Here is a 21,540-nt window from a genome sequence, read left to right on the forward strand (position 1 = left end):
GTAGTGTGGCGGCAGAGATGCTTCGGCTGCGCGGATGCCAGATGAGTGGGACAGAAAGCAAACAGGACAGGAAAACAAACCCGCCGCTCCCGGGCCTAGTGCTGCACGCTGAGCTGGCGGCGCAGCACCTGGCTGCCCAGGCGCACCTGCACCTGGTAGAGGCCGGCGGGCAGCGTGGCCGTGGACAGCAGCACGCGCCCGGCGCTGGCCTCGGCCTGGCGCAGGGGGCGGCCCTGGCCGTTGTAGAGCGTGACCTGGAAGGCGGGGCCGCCGCGCCGGGCAGTGCCGTCGGGCTCGGTAACGGTGATTTCGACCTGCTCGGAGGCCGGGTTGGGGTAGAGCTGCAGGCTGGGCCCGATGGTGTTGCAGGGGAAGCCGTCGATCTGGCTGACGACCGTGACGTAGGCCGGGGAGGGCGTGGTTTGGCCGCCCGCGCACAGGTCTTCGGCCGTGGCCTCTACCCGCAGCGTACCCGCCTGGTCGGGCTGTACGGTGAGCGTGGCGTTGTCATTTCGCACGATCAGGCTGTTGCGCAGCTGGTCGTTGAGGTACACGTTCCAGCTGTAGTTGCCGTCGATGTTGCCGCCGCCGGCCGTGAAAACGACCTGCGACGAGGAGCACACCGGCACGTAGGGCCCCACGGCGGAGGTGTAGCCCCCGCCCACGTACACGGAGTAGCGGGTGGGGGCGCTGGGCTGAAACCCCGCCCGGGTGGCCGTGACAAACACCGAGGTGAAGCCCACGAAGCCCGGCTGCGCCTGCACCGTAGGCGTGGCCGTGCCCTGCCCGCTCACCACGCGTAGGCCCGGGTCGGCGGTGGTCCAGGAGTAAGTGACGGGAAACAGGGGCTGGCCGCTGGCCGCGAGGCGGGAGCATTCCGTCGGGATGCTGATCTGGGCCGAGCCACCGGGGCACAGAGCGGTGATGGTAGAAGACATAGCGGTGGCTTTGGTCACCATCGACAGCTCCTGGGCCAGAAAAGCCAGGCCCTCGCCATCGGGCTCTACGTGGTAGGTGTTGGTATGAGCCGGGCCGTAGTAGGCGTCAAACGGCGTTTCGCCGGAGCAGCTCAGGTCGCGGCCCAGCATGTTGGCGTAGGGCCGGGGCAAGCTCTGGGTAGTGCGGTAGCTGCTCAGCGTTTGGTACTGATAGGCAAGGGCACTAACAGTGGGAATGAAGCAGTGCTCGGCTACCACATTGTCGAATACGGCGTCGAAAGGTGCTAAGTCGTCGGCGGCTTCGGTTTTCTGACGTATCTGCTCCTGCGTGTTGTAGGAGCCACCAGGGGCCAGATCGTAGCTGCCGGCACTCCCGTTGAATACAAAAGTACGACGGCGAAGCGGGATGCTTTGGCCGCTGTACCCCGTTCCTCCCAACACCAGCGGGCTGATTTTGCCCTCGAATACCTGGCAACGCGTGTTCTGGCCGGGTGTGAAGTTAAGAGTAGCGGAAGAAAAAGAGTTGGTCGTGTTGATCCACAGGAAGTAGGTACGGCGGCGGCGTTTCTGGGCCCGATGCCGCAAAAAGATGTCGAGCTGGAGCGCGGTGCCGCAGGGGGTAATGTCGGGCCGTTGAATACCGTCGAGGCGTCCGTTGGCCAGGGCCACACGCCGCAGATTTACGGGGTAGCCGAAGGAGTTACTCAGGCCGTTGTCGCGCAGGGCCAGCATAAACTGGTTGCGGAAGCCGGGAGCTCCGGCTGGCAGTTCGCTGCCGGCCAGGTAATGATGCACCAGCATCTGCCGGGAGGCTGGCGAGTTGATGGACTCGTTCAGGGTTTGCTCGGCCACGTCGGAAAGGCCCTGGTAGTAGCGCAGAAACTCCTGGTCGGCCAGCGGGATATTAGCTCCCTGGTGGGGCGAATCGAGCGACACCCACAGGGCGGTGCGGTGGTCCCAGTAGGCTTGGTCGGCGGGGGTGGTGGCGGCCAGCTGCTCCTGTTCCATGCGGGCCAGGGCGTAGCGCGAAATCAGGCCGGCCATACTGGGGCCGATGATGGTGAACTTGTCGGCGGGGCCGGCCAGGCGGGGCTTCAGGTCGTTGAGCAGCTGCACCAGCACCAGGGCGTTGCGCTCGATGTAGTCGGTGCCGCCATCCACGTCGAAGTCCGTCCAGCCCCCGCCCACCTTGGGCCGCCGCGACTTGGGGAAGTTGAGAATAATCAAATCCCGCTCCTGCCGGTCAAACAAATCCAGAATGCCCTGCTCACGCAGGTCGTTGTAGATACTGTGGCTCTCGGGAGTGTTATAATAAAGTTGTCGGCCATCGTTCGCATCAAATCCATCAATAAAAATGATGGGATTACGCAGTTGGTAGCTGCCGGTAGCAGCAAGCTCTTGGGCCTGTGAAAGAGGATGATGCAATACAGTCAACGTTTGCCCCATGCCGTAGAGCGAGAGCTTGACCGGGGTGCTAAAAGACCCGTTGCTGGTGAAGGTGTAATCGGTGAAGCCTTTGGTAGCAATTACCTCCTCAAAATTGCTCGTGAGCGGCAGGGAAGCCCGGCTCAGAACCCCGTCCCGGACGTAGAGCCGGGCCAGGGCCGGGGCCTGTGTGCCATCGGCGAAGAAGACGGTGAAGCGCAGCACCTTAGCCCCAGGGGTGCCGTAGCTGACGGGCACGGCCTGGCCCGGCAGGCACTGCACGGGAGCCTGCTGGTTGTCGAAGTCGATGAGCAGGCTGCTCACGGTGCGGCCCCGGGTGCTGAGGGCCAGCTCGGGGCCGAAGTAGAAGCGGGTGGTGGGCGCGATGGTATCAGTGAGGGCGGCGGCCAGCACCAGGGCGCGGGCCACAAAGGGAGAGCGGGGGCGGCCGGCTACATCGTAGAGCAGGCCGTTTTGCTCCGTGAGCAGGTTATCGGCCCGGGCCAGGGTATCGAGCTGGTGAAAAGCGGCATCGAAGACGGCCAGGGGCACGGAGTCGCGGCGGGCGAGGTAGTCGGCGCGGGCGCGCAAGTAGGCCGGGCGCGGGCGGTTGCTGGGATTGTAGGCGGCGGTGTAGAGCTCCAGGTAGGCTTGGCGGAAGTGCGCGGCCGAAGAGGTATCGAGACTGGCACCGGCGTTGAAGGCATGCAGCCCGGCCAGGGGCATGACCCGGTCGTAGAGGATGCCGGAGGCGATGGGCGTACGGCTCAGGTGCTGGGTGAGGCTGTCGATGGTGGCAGTGAAGTGGTTGAGCGTAGCCGGCAAGGACGGGGGCGGATTGCCCGGCGCGGCAGCAGCGGCAGCCAGCGGACGTTGGGCATAGCTAGGCCGGGCAGCTCCGAGAAGGAGCAGCACCAATAGCAGGTAGCAATGTTTCATACAGGAATAGAAATAGGATAGTAGGAACGAGACGGATTAGAAGGGATAGTCGAAGCGGCCGTGGGTGATTTGGTGGGTTTCTGGGCCGGTTTCTTCTTTGACCGTCATCTCGAAGGTGCCCGAAACGATGTGAGCCACTGTGTCGAAGCGGGTGATGGTGAGCGTGCCGGTAGCCGTTGGGCCAGTCAAGAAGAGGCGCGGAATAGAGACGCTTTTGTTCATAGAAAACAGACCATAGGCTGGGTTTCGGTCGCCGAGCATAATGCTGGCTTGTTGGTCGAACTGAAAGGTGCCGGTTTTTCGCACGTCAGGCAGGTAGATGTTCAGCCCCGTCCTGTCACTATACTTGCTGAAAGTAAGCGAAAGAGAGCAGCCAGTTTTGGTGCGTCGCCATTTCGCCAGATACCCGCCGCCGCCGCTGCCGCCGATGTTAATGGTCTTACTGTCATCAGGCAGCCAGGCTTGGCCATCGAGCAGGAAGGCGCCGGCCCCGCTACCGGTCTGGGTGGCATCGGGCAGCTTTTCCAGCTCGGTTTTTTCTTTTTTGCAAGCGCTGGCCGTGAGCAGCAGGGCCAGCAGGCAGAGGTGGGGTTTCATAGCCATAGAGGTAAAGGCAGGAAGCAAGCTAAACAGGCAAGGGAGGAATAACCCATTTTACGGACCAACGCTGCGTTGGGCGGGGGCAGTACCAACGCTGGCGTGCAGGGCGGCCAGGCTGGCTACCCGGTCATACAGAACGCTGGTGTCCTGGCTGCCGGTGACGGGGGGGGGCGAGCGGGGCCAGCAGGCTATCGGCGCGGCGCTGCCAGCCGCTGAGGGGCTCGGGGGGCAGATTGAACATTGGGGGCCGTCTAATGCGGGTTGGCAGCGTAGGCTGGGCCAGAGCGGAACCGCCAAGCAGTAGCAGCAGCCAGAGTAAACCGGATTTCATAAGCAGAAAGGAGGGATAGAATAGATGATAAAGGGGCTGGTGTAGCTATTGCTTGCGGTCGAAGCGGCCGTTGGTGACAGTGATAGTCTTGGTGCGGTCAAACGTGCTAGCCGCCGTGAACTCGAAAGTGCCCGCTGAAAACGGCTTGTTCGCTAGTGTTAATACTATTTCCCCTGTATGCAGCGCATCGGTTACATACACCTCGCCGCCACCTTTATCGGCAGCAAACACGGCGTGGTTCAGAATATATTGTGGGCTACCCTGTGGGTAGTAGCGAGTTGATTGATTGAGCAGCTGCTTACCAACAGTGCGGGCTCGGAGAAATAGGGTAAGCGTCACGTTTTCGCCGTTGCGTTGCCCATACAGCTCCAGCATATACAGGCTATCAAAAGCAAATCCGCCGGTTAGTGGCGGAATGGCATTCGGCCCCAGCAGGCCACCACTAGGCAAGCCCGTAGCCACGAAGGCCTGCCCATCGATAAGGCAGCCGCCGGTATTCTGGCCCGTGCTGGTAGCGGCGGGCAGCTTGTCGAGTTCGGTTGCTTCTTTTTTGCAGGCGCTGGCCGTGAGCAGCAGAGCCAAGAGTAGCAATGGGAGATGTTTCATAGCCTGGAGGTAAAGGGAGGAGGCAAGCTAAACAGGCAAGGGAGGAATAACCCATTTTACGGACCAACGCGGCGTTGGGCGGTACCAACGCCGGAGCCAGCGGCATCGAAGACGGCCAGGGGCACGGAGTCGCGGCGGGCGAGGTAGTCGGCGCGGGCGCGCAGGTAGGCCGGGTGCGGGCGGTTGCTGGGGTTGTAGGCGGCGGTGTAGAGCTCCAGGTAGGCTTGGCGAAAGTGGGCGGCCGAGGAGGTGTCGAGACTGGCTCCGGTATTGAAGGCATGCAGGGCGGCCAGGGGCATAACCCTATCGTAGAGGATGCCGGAGGAGATGGGCGCGCGGCTCAGGTGCTGGGTGAGGCTGTCGATGGTGGCGGTGAAGTGGTTGAGCGCCGCCAGCGGCGCGGGAGGCGGGTTGCCAGGGGCGGCGGCGGCGGCCAGCATGCGTTGGGCATGGACCGGCCGGGCGGCTCCGAGCAGGAGCAGCAGCAGCAGATAGCAGTGTTTCATACAGGAATAGAAATAAGGATAAGGAATGAGACGGATTAGAAGGGATAGTCAAATCGACCATGAGTAAGCTGGTGGGTTTCCGGGCTTTTATCCTCTTTGACAGTCATCTCGAAGGTGCCTGAAACGATGTGGGCCACTGTGTCGAAGCGGGTGATAGTGAGCGTGCCCGTAGCCGTCGGGCCGGTTAGGAAGCTTCGCGGTATAGATAGGCTTTTGGTCATGAAATAAACACCATAAGCTGGGTTTCGGTCGCCAAGCATGATACTGGCTTGTTGGTCGAACTGAAAGGTGCCAATTTTTCGGACGTCGGGTAAGTAGATATTTAGACCAGTCCCGTCACTGTACTTGCCGAAGGTGAGTTCAAGAGCGCGGCCAGTCTTGGTGCGCCGCCACCGGGCCAGGAACCCGCCGCCGCCGCCGCCGATGTTAATGGTCTTGCTGTTATCAGGCAGCCAGGCTTGGCCATCCAGCAGGAAGGCTCCGGCCCCACTACCGGTCTGGGTGGCATCGGGCAGCTTTTCTAGCTCGGTCTTCTCTTTTTTACAGGCGCTGGCCGTGAGCAGCAGGGTCAGGAGTAGCAGTGGGAGATGGTTCATAGTCGTAGGGGTAAAGGGAGCAAGCAAGCTACGCAGGCGGGCGAGTACACCCTTATTTTACAGACCAACGCCGCGTTGGGCAGGACCAATGCCTGCCCGAAGGCATCGAGGCGGGCGACCGGGAAGACCCGGTCGTAGAGGATGCCGGAGGGTACCTGATTTTTGTCGAGGGCCGTGAGCAGACTGTCGAGGCCGAAGCGGTAGCTGCCCGGCAGCGGGGCGGGAGCTCCGGTCGGGGCAGAGAGCTGGCCAGCCAGTTGGGGTTGGACCTTTTGCGCCCAGCCTAGGCGGGCCGTTAGCAACAGGGCGAATACGACTAAAGTTATGCGCATATAATATAGCGTAAGAAGGAATGGCAAGAGCTTATTTCAGGCGCACGTCAAAGCGGCCCTGGGTGATGGTGATGGTTTTGCCGCTGCGGTAGTCAGAGGCCGTGAACTGGAAAGTGCCGGCGGCTATTTTGGCCACTGTGTCAATGCGCGTGAGTGTGACTGTGCCGGGATAGTCTAGGTTGGTATCGTACCTGGCGCCACTCACTGCGTGAGATCCATAGCTTCCAGAACTGGTTTCGCCTAGGGTATAGGTGCCGGGCTTGAAGGCATTGCGCAAGGCAAACTCCACATAGCCCCCACCCATGGCCGAGACAAGTAAATCGGTGCGGTAGATGTAAGCTTCCAGCGGGGCGCGGCGGGTAATGGAGGTAGCCTGCGCGGTTTTAGGCACAAAGGCTTTGCCGTCGACGAGGCAGCCGAAGGTGTGCTGGCCCTCCTGGGTGGCTTTGGGCAGGGCATCGGCTTCGGTTTCCTTCTCGCAGGCGGTGCTGAGTAAGCTCAAGGGCAGGAGCAGCAGAAGCGGTAGTTTCATAGAAAGAGCCATAGGCCCGGCAACAAATAGTGAGTAATAGGAGATAGAGCAGTAACCGGTGGCAAGAATAGCGGAATACGAGCGCAACCCCGCCGAAGCGCCGAAAAGAAGCAGCGACAATCAGACTTTATACACAACGGCTTATAAGGAAGAAAATGCCGTTTCACCGCGCTCAGCACAATCCAGACGCTTGGCTTCGGGGACTTTCCGGACTGAGTCTGAGCGGTCCGCCGTGGTCGTCCGGTGCCGGTTGCGAGGCGTCTCTGTCGCCCTGTAAGCAGGCCCGATGCTCTAGTGGCAGGCATGGTGCATGTTGGGGGCGTGCTGGGCTGGCCGGCGCGGTAGTCCGAGCGGGGCAGTGGGCTGGCAAGGATGGCAAGGGCGCGGAGATACGTACTACACCGTTCACGCCATCGGATACCAGTGGCCGCCCCGTAAGCCGCCCGGGTAGCGCCCCGCCGAAGAACTGGGGGTATGTATCCCCACGTTCATAAAAAGCCGGTCCGGTCATGCTGAGCTTGTCGAAGCATCTCTCCCGCCGTGGTAACTACTTACTGTGGCGGTAGCGATGCTTCGACAAGCTCAGCATGACGGCCAATGGGATACGCTGGTACGCTCACCGGATGCGTAGCTGCTCGGCGGGACGCTCAAAACAGGTAAAACACCGCCCTAACTCTACTGTCTACTTCGGAAGGTCACAAAAAAAGCACATCCGCCAGCGGATGTGCTTTTTTTGACGTCGTGCGCCGAATCCGGCGGCTACCCCTGCACCAGCAGCTTCTGGCCCGGTTTCACCTCGTCCGATTTGAGGTGGTTGAGCTTGCGCAGCTGCTCCACCGTGACGCCTTGGTAGCGGCGCGAAATATTGTAGAGCGTGTCGCCGGGCTGCACCAAGTGTACGCGGGGAGCCGGCAGCATTTCGGTCCGGCTCGTCGTCGCGGCCTGGTTCGCAGGGGTTTTCACGGCCACAGCGGCGGCTTCCGCTTCCGTCGGGGCGCGGAAAAGGAGCTTCTGCCCCGGCACTACCGCCTCCGATTCCAGATTATTCCAGGCCATAAGCTGCGCCACGCTGACGCCCGCGTTGCGGGCCAGCTTGGTCAGGTAGTCGCCCCGGCGCACGATGTATTCGGCGGGTAGACTGTCGTGGGTGAGCGGCGCGGCCGTTTTTGCCACGGTAGGCTTTGGTTCGGGGGGCGCTGTTCCGCGTGCGACTCTAGGGCTTCGGCTCGAAGCGGTGGCCACTCGGGCGGGTTCAGCGGCTGGCTCCGTAGTAGCTTCTGGCGCGGGCACTGGCCGGGTAGTAGCCACGGCGGCTTCCGCATCGGCTGGAGGCACGGCCACCGGTAGCCGGGCCGGTACGGTAGGCTTGCGAGTAGCTACGGCTACGGCTGGCGTTTCCGCCGCTTCCCGGGGCACGAACAGTACCAGTTGCTGCTTGGCTACCAGGGCTTTGCCGCGCCGCAGCTTGTTCCAGCGCAGCACCTGCGCCTGGCTCACCTCATACCGCTCGGCTACATCGGCCACGCTTTCCCCGCGCCGCACCGAGTGCCGAACGCGGCGGTACTTCGGCTGCTCTGCTTCCGGCTTTTCGGCTGCGGCAATGGCGGTGCTGGTCGAGTCGGTGCCGAGCAGGGTAGGAGCTATGGGAACAATAGGGCGCGGCGGGGGCACCACTACTTTGCAGAAATCCAGCACCGTGTTGCGGTCCAGCACGGCCAGCTCGGTACGCACGCAGGCGGGCACCGTGAGGCGGTAGTTGCGCACGGTTTCGGGCAGGAAGGGCTTCCGGATTTCGGGGTTGTACTTGGAAATAGCCGCTGAATCGAGTCCGAACTGAGCCGAGAATTTGCGCAGGTCCAGGCTGCGGCCCGAAATCATCAGCGTATCGGTGGCTTCCGGGTATTGGTAGTGCAGCGAGTCATTATGCAGGTCGTGCTCCTTAGCGTACTGCAGCGTGTACATAGCCGCCGTAAACGTGGGCACGTAGTTGCGCGTTTCCTTGGGCAGCTGGGGGTACAAATCCCAGAAAGTACGCTTGCCGGTGCGCTTCATGGCCCGCTGCACGTTGCCGCCGCCCCAGTTGTAGGCGGCCAGCACCAGCTCCCAGTCGCCAAACATGCGGTATAGGTCGCGCAGGTAGCGGCAGGCGGCCTCCGTCGACTTCTCGGGGTTCATCCGCTCGTCGATGTACTCGTTCTGCACCAGGCGCATATCGCGCCCGGTGGGGCCCATAAACTGCCACAAGCCCACGGCACCCACCCGGGAGCGGGCCGTAGGCAGCAGCGCCGACTCTACCACCGCCAGGTATTTCAGATCCTGGGGCAACTGGTATTTGGCCAGATACTTCTCAAACAGCGGAAAATACAGATTCTGCCGCTCCAGAATGCGCTGCGTATAGCCCCGATTCCGGACCGTGAAGTAGTTCACGAAGCTCATCACCGTGCCGTTGAACACATGCGGCATCTCGGTGTCGAGGCAGCTCACCCGGTCCCCGACCAGGTCGCGCAGCTCGGGGGGCGTTTGCAGCCACACCAAGCGGGCCGAGTCGAGGGCCAGCGTGGGCTCGGCCACCAACGAATCGGGTGGCAGCGTAAGCTGAACGCGGGTTGTATCGTCGGAGCGGTTGCCGGCCGGGGTCAGTTCGGGTTGTATCTGCGCCACCCCGGAATGGGCAGCAGCAGCCAACAGCAGAAAAGGGGCAGCAACACGCAGCAACGACTTTTTCATCAGGGAGTGGCTGGAGTGAGGGATTCCGTGAGCGAACCAGCGAAGGCCAGCAGATGCTCTTCGCGGAACGCGCCGCTCAGCACCTGCAAGCCAATCGGGAGGCCCGCCGAATCGACACCGGCCGGCACCGAAATGGCCGGTACGCCCGCCAGCGAAGCCTGCACCGTAAAGATATCCGCCAGATACATAGCTAAGGTATCCTTCTTGTTTTCACCGATGCGGAAAGCCGTGGTGGGCGTAGTGGGCAGCACCAGAAAATCGTACTGGCGCAGCAGCTCGTCGGTTTTCTCCTTAATCAGGCGCCGCACGCGCTGGGCTTTGGTGTAATACGCGTCGTAGTAGTCGGCCGACAGTACGAAGGTGCCGAGCAGAATGCGGCGCTGTACTTCCGGCCCGAAACCCTGGGCGCGGGTTTTCTTGTAGAGCGACTCCAGGTCGGTGGCATCGGGGGCGCGGTAGCCGAACTTCACGCCGTCGAAGCGGCTCAGGTTGGAGCTGGCCTCAGCCGTGGTCAGAATATAGTAGGTCGGCACCATGAAGTCCAGATAGGGGAAATCCACGGCATCCACTACGTGACCCTGGCCACGCAGCGTGTCGAGCACTTCTTCCACGGCCGCCTTTATTTCCGGGTTCAGGCCGGGGCGCTCCATCGTGTCGCGGATGTAGCCGATGCGGTAGTGCGGAGCGGGCGCGAGCAATTCGCTGTAGGCCGGCACGGGCTGCTGACTAACGGTACTGTCGAAATCGTCGGGGCCGGCCATGACTTCCAGCAGCAGGGCCGCGTCTTCTACCGAGCGGGTCAGCGTACCAATCTGGTCGAAGGACGAAGCATAAGCCACCAGCCCGTAGCGCGAGATGCGGGAATAGGTCGGCTTGAAGCCCACGATGCCACAAAACGCGGCGGGCTGCCGCACCGAGCCGCCCGTGTCGGAGCCGATGGAAGCCAAGCACAAATCGGCTTGCACGGCGACGGCCGAGCCGCCCGAGGAACCGCCCGAAACCCGCTCGTTATCTACCTCATTGCGAACAGGGCCGAAATAAGACGTTTCGTTGGAAGCGCCCATCGCAAACTCGTCGCAGTTCTGGCGGCCAATGATGATGACATCCGCATCGAGCAGCCGCTGCACGGCCGAGCCGGTGTAGAGCGACGTGAAGCCGTCCAGAATATGACTGCTGCTTTGCAGAGCGTGGTCTTTGTAGGCCAGCACGTCCTTGAGCCCGATAACCATACCGGCCAGCTTACCGGCGGTGCCGACGGCCAGCTTGGCATCTACGGCGTCGGCCTGGGCGCGGGCTTCGTCGGCAAATACTTCCAGAAAAGCGTTCAGGTGGCTTTTCCGCTGGATATTATCCAGATAATACTCCACGAGCTGACGGCAGGTCGTGGTGCCTGCCGTCAGCTCGTTTCGAACTTCCGTAAGAGAGGTAAAGCGTCTCAAGGGGGTGATATCAGTTGGTCGTTTGATCGAGGCGGGGCCGCTCCTGCGTAACCACGGCTGGGGGCGTGAGGCCTCCGTCCATCGGGGGCGCCAGAGGCGCAGCAGGGGCAGTATAGGTTTCGGCCGGGGCGGGCTGCACCGGGGCTACCGGGGGCGCAGGCGGCGTCTGATAGCTAGTGGTAGGCTGGGTGGTGCTGGCGTTTTCAAATTCGCTCCGGATTTCACGGGACGCGTCTTTAAACTCGCGAATACCTTTGCCCAGGCCTTTGGCCAGCTCCGGAATTTTGTTGGCTCCGAAGAAGATCAGGATGACGACCATGATCAGCATGATTTCGCCGCCGCCGAGGTCGCCTAAGAAAAGAAGGATGGGAGTCTGCATACTACTTGGGCGTTACAGACGGGGCTGGGTCGGGTCGCTCGGGTTCACCGGACGGTCGTGAAATTCGGGCTTCTCATCTTTGGAAGCGTCTTTGAACTCGCGGATTCCTTTGCCCAGGCCTTTGGCCAGCTCCGGAATACGCTTGGCCCCGAAGAGCAGAATAACAACAAAAAGAATCAGCAAAATCTCGGTGGTACCGAAGTTGCCGATCAGAAAAAGGGAGGCGAGTGTCATAACAAAGGGCTTGAGGCCGGTTTGGGGGTGGCAAAGCTTATTGTACGCGAATAAGCGCCGCTTAGGATTGGTAAAAGTACCCGATAATTTCCAAATGTCTTCAGCGGGTAGGTAATCCGGGTGGATAGATAGGGTGGCGAGTCCGCAATTCCGCAATTCCACCCCGCCGCCCCGCGCCCGACCAACTCCCGGATTGGAACACAGGCTTCGTTGCTGTCGTACTCACTTGTGGTCGTGCCATGAAATCTCCCATACAAGAGGTAAGGTGCTTTGTTGCTAAGCATTTTGCTGCTGCCACTGTTATGCTACCTACTGCAACTTTGCTCATTTTTCTGCCTGTCCAATGCCAGTAAAACTGCCCTCTACCACTTCTGCCGACACCTTAGCACCCCTTTACCAGCGAAACGTGAACGAGGCAGAGCGTTTGGAAGCCCTGCGCAACTACCAGATTCTGGACACGCCGCCGGAGACTGTTTTTGACGATCTGGCCCGGCTGGCGGCCTATATCTGCGGCACTCCTATTTCACTGGTTACGCTGATCGACTCTGACCGCCAATGGTTTAAAGCAAACGTGGGCATGGAAGAAATTGGGGGCACGGCGCGTGAGGCCTCTTTCTGCCAGCATGCGATGCTCAGTGATGACGTATATGAAATAGAGGATGCCGGCAAAGACCCGCTGTTTCGCAATAACCCGTTGGTGACCAATGCGCCGGGCATCTGCTTCTACGCCGGTGCTCCTCTCGTAACGCCCGAAGGCCAGCCGCTGGGCACGCTCTGCGCCATCGATACTGTGCCGCACCGGCTGACGGAACAGCAGCGCGAGGCGCTCCGGACTCTGGCCCGCGAGGTGGTGTCGCACCTGGAGCTGCGCCGGGCCCGCCTGCAGCTGGAGCAGGAGCAGCGCAAGCTCGACGGGTTGCTGCGCATGGCCAACGACGCGGCCGACTCGCTGTATATGGTGAGCCGCAACGAGCTATTTATTAAGCAGGACCATAAGCTGATTCGGGTCAGTGCGGCCGATATCCGCTACGTCGAGGCTCTAGGCGACTACGTAAATATTTATGCCGGCCGGGAGCGGTATACCGTGTACAGCACCATGAAGGAGTTGGAAACGAAGCTGCCCCCCCGCGAATTTGCCCGGGTTCACCGCAAGTACATCGTCCGGTTAGACCGGATTATCGCCATTGAAGCCGACGCGGCTACCGTGGATACCGGCCGTAGCACCGAGTTGGCTGCTACTGCCAACTTGATACAAGTGCCTATCGGCAGCTCGTATAAATCGGGGCTGCTAAGCCGGCTAAATCTAGTGTAGCGCTTGGCGGGATATTAAAAGCGCACCTTCAACGAGAAAAAATGCACTTTCAGCGAAATAAGCTGCGAGTTACGTGGGCCTCGTCTATCTTTCGTCCTGTTATCAAGGAATGCCTTGTAGCTGGCAAAGTCCATCAGGTCTTAGTAGTTGCGGAGCGGTTTCTGGTAGCTAAGTTTGTTTTCATAGCTCAGAAAGGCACCGTATCCTGTACGGTGCTTTTTTATGCTCCAGCACTACGGCTCTACTTGCGGCCGAGCCAGTTTTCGGGGTTCAGATTGGAGCTGTTGCGCCACACCTGAAACTGCAGCTCCGAGGTGCCGTCGGAACTGGTATACACCGTCCCGATTTGTTGGCGCATATCTACCTGCTGCCCCTCGGTCACGCTAACGGTACGGAGCTTGGCGTAGACGGTGAAGTACTCGCCGTGCTGAATCATGACGATGTTGTTCATGCCGGCAATGCTGGCCACAGTCAGGACTTTCCCTTCGAAAATAGACCGCACCGCTTCGCCGGCACCAGTTTGAATGTCTACCCCCCGGTTCTCCACAATTACATTTTTGAGGACCGGATGCGCGTGCCGCCCAAAGCGCTGCGAAATAAAGCCCCGCGCAACGGGCCACAACAGGCGGCCTCGGTTATCGGCAAAAGACGACGACAGTACGGCGGCTTCGGGCGTCAGGGTCACCTTATCGACGCGCTCTACGGCAGCTTCCTCGGCGGCTTCGGCGGCGGCGGTGGCAGCGCGGGTCGTAGTGCCGGGGCTGCGGGCAGCAGCAGTGCCGCTACCAGAGGCAGTGCGGGCAGCGTTGGCCCGGGCCTTGGCGGCGGCGGCACGAGCGGCCGCGCGGGCCGCCCGGGCAATTTCCTCCCGCACCCGATCTGCTATCAGGTTGTCGAGGCGGCCTACGGCTTGCTGCCGCTCGGCCAGCTCCTGGCGAAGTCCTTCTTCCTGTTGGCTAAGCTTGGTAACTACCTGATCCTGCTGGGTTTTGAGCGTAACGAGGGTGCGTTTTTCGGAAAGCTGGGAGGAAAGTAAGGTGCTTTTCTCCTGCTTCTTGACCGTGAGGCCGGTAAGTTGCTGGCTCAGGCGCTGCTTGGTCGTCGAAATCTGGGCGGCCTGGGTTTTGCGCACTTCCGAGTATTGCCGGATGTAGCGCAGGCGCAGCATAAACTGATTGAACGACTCGGCCGCGAACAGGAACATGATGCGGTTGTAGCTGTTCGCCGTTTTGGAAGAGGCGTAAATCATGCGGGCGTACTCCTGGCGCAACTGCTCCAGGCTCTGCTGGGTCTGCTGCACCTGGGTTTCGGTTTGGCGCACATCCGACTCGATATATTTCAGCTCCGAGGAAATATTGCGGATAACGCCCTGCTGAACGGTCAACTTTTCTTTCAGGGCGTTGAGCTGACCCACGGAGGCCTGCTTCTGCCGCTGGGTTTGCTCCAGAATGCGGCTCGTTTCGCGAATGCGCCGTAGTGTAGCACGCCGCTCCCGCTCTAGCTGAGCCTTGGTTTTCTTGGCGGTGCTGGTCGTGGCGGTACGGGCCTTGCGCTGCGCCCACACCGGGCCGCCCGGCAGGCACAGCAGGCAGGCTACGACCACGAAAAACGCGGTGCGCTTACTTTTTGCGAACATAGCCCTTGGGCACCGAGAAGGGGAAAGACAGCCGTTCCTTGTCGACGTCTATGTTCCGATAGTTAATAGTTGCTGTAGCCAACTTGCCCTGGGCGGGCTGGGCCTGCACCAGCACGGCATACGCGAAGGGAGTGCCGCTAAGCTCGAGCGGCCGAAAATCGGAAAAATCGACCGTGAACTTATTCTTCGTCTGCTGCTCGTCCAGCTTTATCTGCTGCACCCGGTTGCGGCTCAGCTCAATAAGCTGGGTAATAAGCAAGCTGCCTTCCTGAAAATCGACCTGCTGCATCACGCCTTCGTCGGTAATCTTGGGTGTGGTGGCGGGGCCAGCCGGCAGGTAGTTGCCCAGCAATAGGGCCTGCAACCGGTCGAAGGTGACGGGCACGTTCAGCAGGCGGCTGAGGTAGGCAAAGTCGCCGGCGTAGTATTCGCGCTGCAAGTAGTTGATTACCTGCACCGAGTCGCGGGTAATGTAGGCCCGCACGCCCTCAATGCCCAGGGATACCGACAGCCAGATGGCGCTGTCTTTGCGGACGCGTAAGTTGAGGTTGGCTGTTTGCTGCAGCTGGGGCGAGTCTATTTTGATCTTGCCTTTGGCTTTCAGGTAGCGGAATTCCAGACTGGTGGCCTTCACCAGCTCCGAGCCTTTGGCGGGCGTATCCGTCTTAGCCGATTTTGCCGGGAAAATCTTGTGGCCGCAGCCACTCAGCAGCACCGCAACCCACAGCAACACCAGCGGAAAGCACTTATTCATATAGCTTTTTGTCTTTGATCTTGCGGTCAATCAGGGCCGAGGCACCTCCCGCTTTTTTGGCTCGCTGCCATTCGGCCATGGCCAACTCTTTTTCGCCGAGCTGAAACAGCACGTCGCCATAGTGCTCAATGATGGTGGCGTCGGTGCTGGTTTTTAGCGCCTTTTCCAGGTTTTGCCGGGCCCCGGTATAGTCCTTGAGCTTGTACAAAACCCAGGCATACGTGTCGAGGTAGGTATCGTTGGTCGGAAATTGCTTCACGAGCTTACCCGACAGCTCCTTGGCCCGCTCTAGCTTTTCGCCCCGTATCGAGAGAAAATAGCTGTAGTTATTCAGCGCCTGGGCATTATTGGCGTCGAAGATAAGCGCCGCCTCGTAGGCCGCATCCGACTTGGCGTACTCCTTTAGCCCGTGGTAAGCGTCGCCGAGCTGGGTGTCGATCTGGGCCAGCAGCTCGGGGTTGTCGGTGGCAAGCTTGCGGCCATATTCCAGGGCTTTTATACCCTTGGTAGGTTGCTTGCTCAGCAGCTGCGCCACGCCGTTGTAGTACCATAGCGGCGCTTGGTTCGGAAACAGCTCCAGGGCCCGGTCGGTATGGCGCAACAGCGAATCAACCTGGTTCAACTCGGCGTCGATGAGTACCACCTGTTGCCAGATCTGAAACTTGGAGTTGTCCAGCCGAATGGCCTTGAGGTAGTTCTCGCGGGCCAGCTGCTTGTTCTCCGTAATGGTTTGGATGTCGCCGGCCACAGAAAAAGCCTTGGCTTCCTTCGGGTGCACCCGCGTGGTAATGGACGCCAGCTCAAGGGCTATTTTCTCGATGGCCGGATTGGGCAGCTGCTTGATGTAATCGACCAGAATGCGCACTTTCTCGTCGATATCCAGCCCCGGACTCTCGAAAGCCAGCTTGATCTGCTTCTCCGATTCGGGCCGGTTGTTTTGCTGCCGGTAAATGTCGGCCAGAATCATGCGGGCCTGCGGGTTGTCGGGGTCTTGGCGCAGGGCCTGCTCCGCCACCCGGATAGCATCCGGAAAACGGTTGTTGGCCGCGTACATTTCTGCCTGCGCCAGCACGTAGCGCACTTCGTCGGGGTTGGAACTAATCAACGCCTCGCCTTCCTGTAAGGCCTTGTCGAGGTTGTTCTGCTTAAGATAGATCTGCTGCTTCTTAAACGAAACCTCATCCAGCGGCCCAAACTGCTTTTCCGCCTGCTCGAACGTAGTCAGGGCTTCGTTGAGCTTACCCTGAGCCAGGTACAAGTCGGCCAGGTTGAACAAGTAGTAGCCCGAGTCCGGCACATCCTTAATCAGACTGGTATAGACCTTAGCAGCCTGGTCGTACTGCTTCTGCGCCGAGTAAATCTGGGCCAGCAGCAGGTAGTAGTAAGCGTTTTGGGGGCCGAGCTTCACGGCCACCAGCGCAAAATTGGTGGCATCCTTCAGGTTGCCGCTGAGGAGGTTGGTTTCGGCTATCTTGTAGTTGATGGCCGCGTTGGTCGGGTTCAGCGCGTAGGCTTTCAGCAGCCGCTCCAGGGCTTTATTGTAGTCTTCGAGCAGCACGAACTTCACGCCCTCCACGAAGAAGGATTCGCTCATCTCCCGGTCTTTCTCCGACAGCTCACGCACCTGCTGGCGCGCTATGTCCAGCTCGGCGCGGCGGGCCAGCTCTTTGCGCTCCTTGCGCGTGAGCTTAGCCGGCTTAGGCGCGGCGCTGGCCGGTTCTTTCCCGGCTGGCTGCTGGGCATAGCCCGGCAGGGCCACTAGCAGGCCCAAAAACAGGAAAATAGAAGCGGCAAATCGACTCATGGACGCAGTAGCACGGACGGCTGTTCACCGTTCAAAAAGGGAGGTATGCCAAATAAACAAATCTGCGAGCAGATGCCCACGCTACTGCTAACGTCAAAAGGGGCAAAAATATCACACGCGCAGTGTGTTGTAATCACCTAGGCTCAAATCGTCGGGGGTCCCAGTCACCGTGGCAAAGTTGCCAATCATGGAGTTGGCCACATTCGCATGCAGCACCGAAGCCGACTGCTGCACGATAGAATTCGACACCACCGAGCTGCGAATGGTACTGTTGTCGCCCAACGACACGTGCGGCCCCACCACCGAATCGGTAATGGTGACGTTTTCGCCGATATAGACGGGCGGAATAACAACAGAATTTACCAGCTTGGCGGATTCAGCCACCAGATGCTCGCTGCGTTCCTGCAGGTATTCCAGGTAGCGCTGATTCGTGAAGACCGTAGCGTCCTTGTTGCCGCAGTCGAGCCATTCCGTCACGCGACCGGGCACGAAAGTGGTACCCTTGTTCTTCATGTTTTCCAGGGCATTGGTCAGCTGATACTCGCCTTTGTCCTTGATGTCGTGGTCGAGCAGGTATTGCAGCTCATCGCGCAGGTAGGCGCCGTCCTGAAAGTAGTAGATGCCAATAATGGCCAGATCGGACACGAACTCCTGGGGCTTTTCCACGAAGTCGGTGATTTCGCCCTGCTCGTTGAGTTTCACCACGCCGAAGGGCTTGGGGTCGTCGACGCGCTGCACCCAGATGGTGCCGGCCGCTGAGCTGTCGAGCGTGAAGTCGGCCTTGAATAGCGTGTCGGCAAAGGCCACCACCAGCGGCCCGCTCAGCGACTCTTTGGCGCACAGAATGGCGTGCGCCGTACCCAGGGGCTCGTCCTGGTAATAAATGGAGCCTTTAGCGCCCACGGATTCAGCAATTTTCAGCAGGCTTTTTTCCACGGTTTCGCCAAAGCGACCTACGATAAAGGCCACTTCTTCCACCTGCTCGCCGCATACTTTGGCAATGTCTTCCACCAGGCGCTGCACGATGGGCTTACCCGCAATCGGAATCAGAGGCTTGGGCACCGTGAGAGTGTGGGGGCGCATGCGCTTACCCATGCCGGCCATCGGAACGATGATTTTCATAATTGAAAAAGAAAATTTTAGGTAGATGGGTTGAGTATCAAAACGTACTGTAAGGCTTGGCGGCCACTAGGTGGTGCCCGTGCTGCCGTAGCCACCGGCTCCGCGCTGGGTGTCGGTCAGAACGTGAGCGGGCTGCCACTCGGCAGTTTCGTGGCGGGCCACCACCAGCTGAGCGATCCGCTCGCCATCCTGCACCACAAATTCCGCATCCGACAGATTGACCAGCAGCACCTGCAGCTCGCCCCGGTAGTCGGCGTCGATGGTGCCGGGGCTATTGACGATGCTGATGCCGTGCTTATAGGCCAGCCCACTGCGGGGGCGCACCTGCACTTCATAGCCCACCGGAATCTCCATGAACAAACCCGTCGGAATAAGGGCGCGTTGCAGGGGCTTCAACGTAATGGGCTCCGTGAGGTTGGCTCTGACATCCATGCCGGCCGCGTGGGCGGTCTGGTAAGCTGGCAAGGGATGGTGGGAGCGGTTGATGACGGGGATGTGCATGCCGGGAAAAAGTGGGTGACGGGAGCAAAGATAGGATGAACCAGATATGAATAAGTTTATACAGAGTAATTGCGATTACAGGAATTGAGGAAAGCCCAGCGGCAGAAAGTCGGTGGCCTACGCTGCCGCCATGGCCCGGTCAGGGCGCTCGACGAGATACAGAAGGGCCAGGAAAACCACGCATAGACCAGCATGGAAGGCATGTCGCAGCCAGAAATCTGCGACTGGCACGTACCAGCTCAGGGCCACCAGGCCGCAGGCCAGCGCCAGCCAGAGGCCCAGCCGGGCCGCCGGATAGGGCACCGGAAAATGATGCTCGCCCAACCGCCAGCACACGATGGCCATCATGGCATAGCAGGCCAGCGTGGTGAGGGCACTGCCCACGTAGCCCAGCACCGGAATGAGTAGGAAATTGAGGGTGATGGTCAGGATGGCCCCGCCAAAGCCGATGTATGTGCCGAAGTAGGTTTTGTCGGTGAGCTTAAACCAGACCGACAGATTCCAATAAACGCCCAGAAACAAGTTGGCCAGCAGCAGGATAGGAACCACGCCCAACCCTTCGCGGTACTCGGCGCGGTGCAGAAACAGCCGCCCGAAATCTTCCACGTTCACGCTTACCACCACAAAGATGACCGCGCAGCTGAGCGTAAACCACTTCAGAACCAGGGCAAATGTGCGGGGCGAGTTTTTATCGGCGCTCTGGGCAAAGAAAAACGGCTCGGCGGCGTAGCGGAAGGCCTGCGTGACGAGCTGCATGAAGATGCTGAGCTTGTAGCAGGCCCCATAAATACCCACTGCCGTCAGGCTGCTTTTACCGGGATAGAAGCCTTCGGGTAGCCATAGCGGCAGCAGAATCCGGTCCAGGGTTTCGTTCACCATCCCGGCTAGGCCCATGAGCATAATTGGGTACGCGTACTTGAGCAGCGGCCGCAGCGGCTCCAGATGCAGGCGAAACCGGAAACTGAGCAGCTCCCGGCTCAGCAGCAGCAGCGTAAACGCACTGGCCGCCAAATTCGACAGAAACACGTAGCCCACACCCACACTGGGGTCATATAGCCGCGCGACGAGCGGCTGCAGCGCCGACAGATATTTGCCGGCCAGCACATCGGGGCAGAAGGCGATAAAAAACAGGTTCAACCCCACATTCAGCAGAATGTTGCCCATACGGATGGCCGCAAACCGACGCGCCTTGTTTTCCAGGCGCAGCCGGGCGAAGGGAATGGCCACTACGGCATCCAGGCCCAGAATCAGCGCAATCCAGACGGCGTAACGCTCCTGGCCCGGCGGCAGGTCGAGCAGGCGCATCAGGGGGCGGGCCAGCACGGCTATGAGAGCCGTGAGCCCGGCCGTGCTCAGCAGCAGCAGCGTCATTACCCGGTCGTACAACTCACGTCGGTCGGTTCCGGCACGGTTGGCAAACCGGAAAAACGTCGTTTCCATGCCGTAGGTGAATACCACGTTCAAAAACGAGACGTAGGCATACAGGCCCGTGACAATGCCATACTCCGCCGCCGCAAACCGGGCCGTGTAAATCGGGACCAGCAGGTAGGACAACACGCGCCCCAGGATGCTGCTGATGCCGTACACGGCCGTCTGGCTGGCCAGCTTCTTCGCTATACTCATGTAGTCAGGTGGGAGTCAGTGGTGCGCGGCCCGGCCGGGGCTTCCTGCCCACTGCCTGCCGCCACCGCACCGACTGTTGCGTGAGAACCTACTTTCCCGTGAATACGGCAGCCCGCTTTTCCAGGAAAGCACTGGTGCCTTCGCGGAAGTCTTCCGACGCGAAGCTGCGCCCAAAGGCGCTGGCCTCTGCCTGGTAGCCGTTCGTATCCTTGTCGTAATAAGCATTCACGCAGTCGATGACCAAGCCAACGGCCAACGGCGCTTTGCTCAGAATCTTGGTCAGCAGCTGCACGCAGAAAGGCAGCAATTCCGCCTGCGGTACTACATGATTCACCAAGCCCAGGCGGTGGGCTTCATCAGCTTTGATCTGGTCACCGGTCAGCAGCAGCTCCAGCGCTTTGCCTTTGCCTACCAATTGGGTGAGGCGCTGCGTGCCGCCGTAGCCCGGAATCAGCCCCAGGTTCACTTCCGGCTGCCCGAAGCGGGCGTTGCCGGAAGCTACCCGCATATGACAGGCCATGGCTAGCTCGCAGCCGCCGCCCAGCGCAAAGCCGTTGACGGCCGCAATAATCGGCTTAGAGCTCGTTTCCAGCATACAAAATACCGCTTGGCCGCTTTCTGCCGCGGCCCGGCCCCGAATGTCATCCAGCGCCGTCAGCTCGGAAATATCGGCCCCCGCCACGAAAGCCTTTTCGCCGCTGCCCGTCAGAATAATGCCGCGCACCTGCTCATCGGTGAGAGCTTGCTGGGTGGCCTGGCGGATTTCCTCGATAGTCGCCGCGTTCAGGGCATTGAGCTTGGTAGGCCGGTTCAGGGTAATGGTCAGAATACCAGTGGTGGTATCGAGCGAGTAGAGTAAGTTTTCGAAAGTGGTCATGGGAAAGAATAGGAGCAGGAGAATGGAACTGAAAGGGCGCAAAGATAGCGCAAAAGCACTGGCGTATTCGTGGCCTGCCTGGGCTGCGGAGTGGTAACTACTGGCCCCTTGGTCATCGCTGGTACAAAAAAAGCAGCGGCCGCCATGCCGCTGCTACAGCTGAGCTGACCGGGGGAAAGGCTAGTATCATAAAAAATTTACGAGGTCGGGGAGCAGGCAGCAAAACGATTGTCTTTGGCCTGTTCCAGCGGGCGGGGCGCGTGTACACCGAGATTGTGCCGGATTGTTCTAAAGCGACGCTGCAAGGTATTATTCGGGGCAAAATTG

The 21,540-nt window shown here is 60.2% G+C and carries 19 protein-coding genes and 1 pseudogene; 2 read left to right on the top strand and 18 right to left on the bottom strand.

Translation table 11 applies throughout. From position 1 onward, the window contains the following. Positions 1-95: 95 nt before the first annotated feature. The 11 genes from E5J99_RS06525 to E5J99_RS06575 all read right to left on the bottom strand — a co-directional run bounded on the left by E5J99_RS06525 (position 96) and on the right by E5J99_RS06575 (position 11,584). Complete coding sequence (locus E5J99_RS06525) at positions 96-3,302, bottom strand: T9SS type A sorting domain-containing protein (protein ID WP_135496916.1); 3,207 nt, start codon at positions 3,300-3,302, stop codon at positions 96-98. A 36-nt stretch (positions 3,303-3,338) separates the two neighbouring features. After that, positions 3,339-3,899 (bottom strand): hypothetical protein, encoded by a 561-nt coding sequence (locus E5J99_RS06530; protein ID WP_135496917.1) that lies wholly within the window; start codon positions 3,897-3,899, stop codon positions 3,339-3,341. Positions 3,900-4,278: 379 nt separating this feature from the next. Beyond that, positions 4,279-4,839 (bottom strand): DUF6252 family protein, encoded by a 561-nt coding sequence (locus E5J99_RS06535; protein WP_135496918.1) that lies wholly within the window; start codon positions 4,837-4,839, stop codon positions 4,279-4,281. Between the two features lie 56 nt (positions 4,840-4,895). Next, entirely contained in the window at positions 4,896-5,345 is a 450-nt protein-coding gene (locus E5J99_RS06540) for a hypothetical protein (RefSeq protein ID WP_135496919.1), read from the bottom strand. A 35-nt stretch (positions 5,346-5,380) separates the two neighbouring features. Then, a complete protein-coding gene (locus E5J99_RS06545; RefSeq protein ID WP_135496920.1) occupies positions 5,381-5,941 on the bottom strand; it encodes a hypothetical protein in 561 nt (186 codons plus the stop codon). Continuing rightward, a complete protein-coding gene (locus E5J99_RS06550) occupies positions 5,938-6,273 on the bottom strand; it encodes a hypothetical protein (protein ID WP_135496921.1) in 336 nt (111 codons plus the stop codon). Before E5J99_RS06550 ends, E5J99_RS06545 begins: the two co-directional genes overlap by 4 nt. A gap of 31 nt (positions 6,274-6,304) precedes the next feature. Then, positions 6,305-6,805, bottom strand: a complete 501-nt coding sequence (locus E5J99_RS06555) for a DUF6252 family protein (protein WP_135496922.1) — start codon at positions 6,803-6,805, stop codon at positions 6,305-6,307. A gap of 759 nt (positions 6,806-7,564) precedes the next feature. Next, entirely contained in the window at positions 7,565-9,532 is a 1,968-nt protein-coding gene (locus tag E5J99_RS06560) for a LysM peptidoglycan-binding domain-containing protein (protein ID WP_135496923.1), read from the bottom strand. Next, on the bottom strand, positions 9,532-10,971 hold the full coding sequence (gene gatA, locus E5J99_RS06565; protein ID WP_135496924.1) for an Asp-tRNA(Asn)/Glu-tRNA(Gln) amidotransferase subunit GatA: 1,440 nt from the start codon (positions 10,969-10,971) through the stop codon (positions 9,532-9,534). The genes E5J99_RS06560 and gatA overlap by 1 nt, the downstream gene beginning before the upstream one ends. 10 nt (positions 10,972-10,981) lie before the next feature. Then, positions 10,982-11,350 (bottom strand): Sec-independent protein translocase subunit TatA/TatB, encoded by a 369-nt coding sequence (locus E5J99_RS22140; protein WP_135496925.1) that lies wholly within the window; start codon positions 11,348-11,350, stop codon positions 10,982-10,984. 12 nt (positions 11,351-11,362) lie between these two features. Further along, on the bottom strand, positions 11,363-11,584 hold the full coding sequence (locus E5J99_RS06575; protein ID WP_135496926.1) for a Sec-independent protein translocase subunit TatA/TatB: 222 nt from the start codon (positions 11,582-11,584) through the stop codon (positions 11,363-11,365). A 343-nt stretch (positions 11,585-11,927) separates the two neighbouring features. Here E5J99_RS06575 and E5J99_RS06580 point away from each other — a divergent pair, with 343 nt between their 5' ends. Further along, positions 11,928-12,896: a GAF domain-containing DNA-binding protein gene (locus tag E5J99_RS06580; RefSeq protein ID WP_135496927.1), complete on the top strand. Its 969-nt coding sequence runs from the start codon at positions 11,928-11,930 to the stop codon at positions 12,894-12,896. A gap of 241 nt (positions 12,897-13,137) precedes the next feature. Here E5J99_RS06580 and E5J99_RS06585 read toward each other — a convergent pair whose 3' ends face one another. From E5J99_RS06585 to E5J99_RS06615, 7 genes are all read right to left on the bottom strand, one after another. Beyond that, positions 13,138-14,532 carry a murein hydrolase activator EnvC family protein gene (locus tag E5J99_RS06585; protein WP_135496928.1) on the bottom strand — a complete coding sequence of 465 codons (1,395 nt, stop codon included), beginning with the start codon at positions 14,530-14,532 and terminating at the stop codon, positions 13,138-13,140. Further along, positions 14,516-15,286 carry a DUF4292 domain-containing protein gene (locus E5J99_RS06590; protein WP_135496929.1) on the bottom strand — a complete coding sequence of 257 codons (771 nt, stop codon included), beginning with the start codon at positions 15,284-15,286 and terminating at the stop codon, positions 14,516-14,518. The genes E5J99_RS06585 and E5J99_RS06590 overlap by 17 nt, the downstream gene beginning before the upstream one ends. Continuing rightward, positions 15,279-17,090, bottom strand: coding sequence for a tetratricopeptide repeat protein (locus E5J99_RS06595; RefSeq protein WP_135496930.1), 1,812 nt, complete (start codon positions 17,088-17,090; stop codon positions 15,279-15,281). Before E5J99_RS06595 ends, E5J99_RS06590 begins: the two co-directional genes overlap by 8 nt. A 111-nt stretch (positions 17,091-17,201) precedes the next feature. Then, complete coding sequence (locus E5J99_RS06600) at positions 17,202-18,212, bottom strand: sugar phosphate nucleotidyltransferase (protein WP_135496931.1); 1,011 nt, start codon at positions 18,210-18,212, stop codon at positions 17,202-17,204. A 66-nt stretch (positions 18,213-18,278) separates the two neighbouring features. Beyond that, positions 18,279-18,713, bottom strand: a complete 435-nt coding sequence (gene dut, locus E5J99_RS06605; protein ID WP_135496932.1) for a dUTP diphosphatase — start codon at positions 18,711-18,713, stop codon at positions 18,279-18,281. Positions 18,714-18,830: 117 nt separating this feature from the next. Beyond that, positions 18,831-20,336, bottom strand: coding sequence for a lipopolysaccharide biosynthesis protein (locus E5J99_RS06610; protein ID WP_135496933.1), 1,506 nt, complete (start codon positions 20,334-20,336; stop codon positions 18,831-18,833). Between the two features lie 88 nt (positions 20,337-20,424). Next, positions 20,425-21,213: an enoyl-CoA hydratase/isomerase family protein gene (locus tag E5J99_RS06615; RefSeq protein WP_135496934.1), complete on the bottom strand. Its 789-nt coding sequence runs from the start codon at positions 21,211-21,213 to the stop codon at positions 20,425-20,427. A 188-nt stretch (positions 21,214-21,401) separates the two neighbouring features. On the opposite strand from E5J99_RS06615, the pseudogene E5J99_RS06620 reads away from it, so the two are divergent. Then, positions 21,402-21,540 (top strand): annotated as a pseudogene (locus E5J99_RS06620) (IS1595 family transposase); the annotation flags it as partial.

Source organism: Hymenobacter elongatus (genome assembly GCF_004745955.1).
Taxonomy (GTDB): Bacteria; Bacteroidota; Bacteroidia; order Cytophagales; family Hymenobacteraceae; genus Hymenobacter; species Hymenobacter elongatus.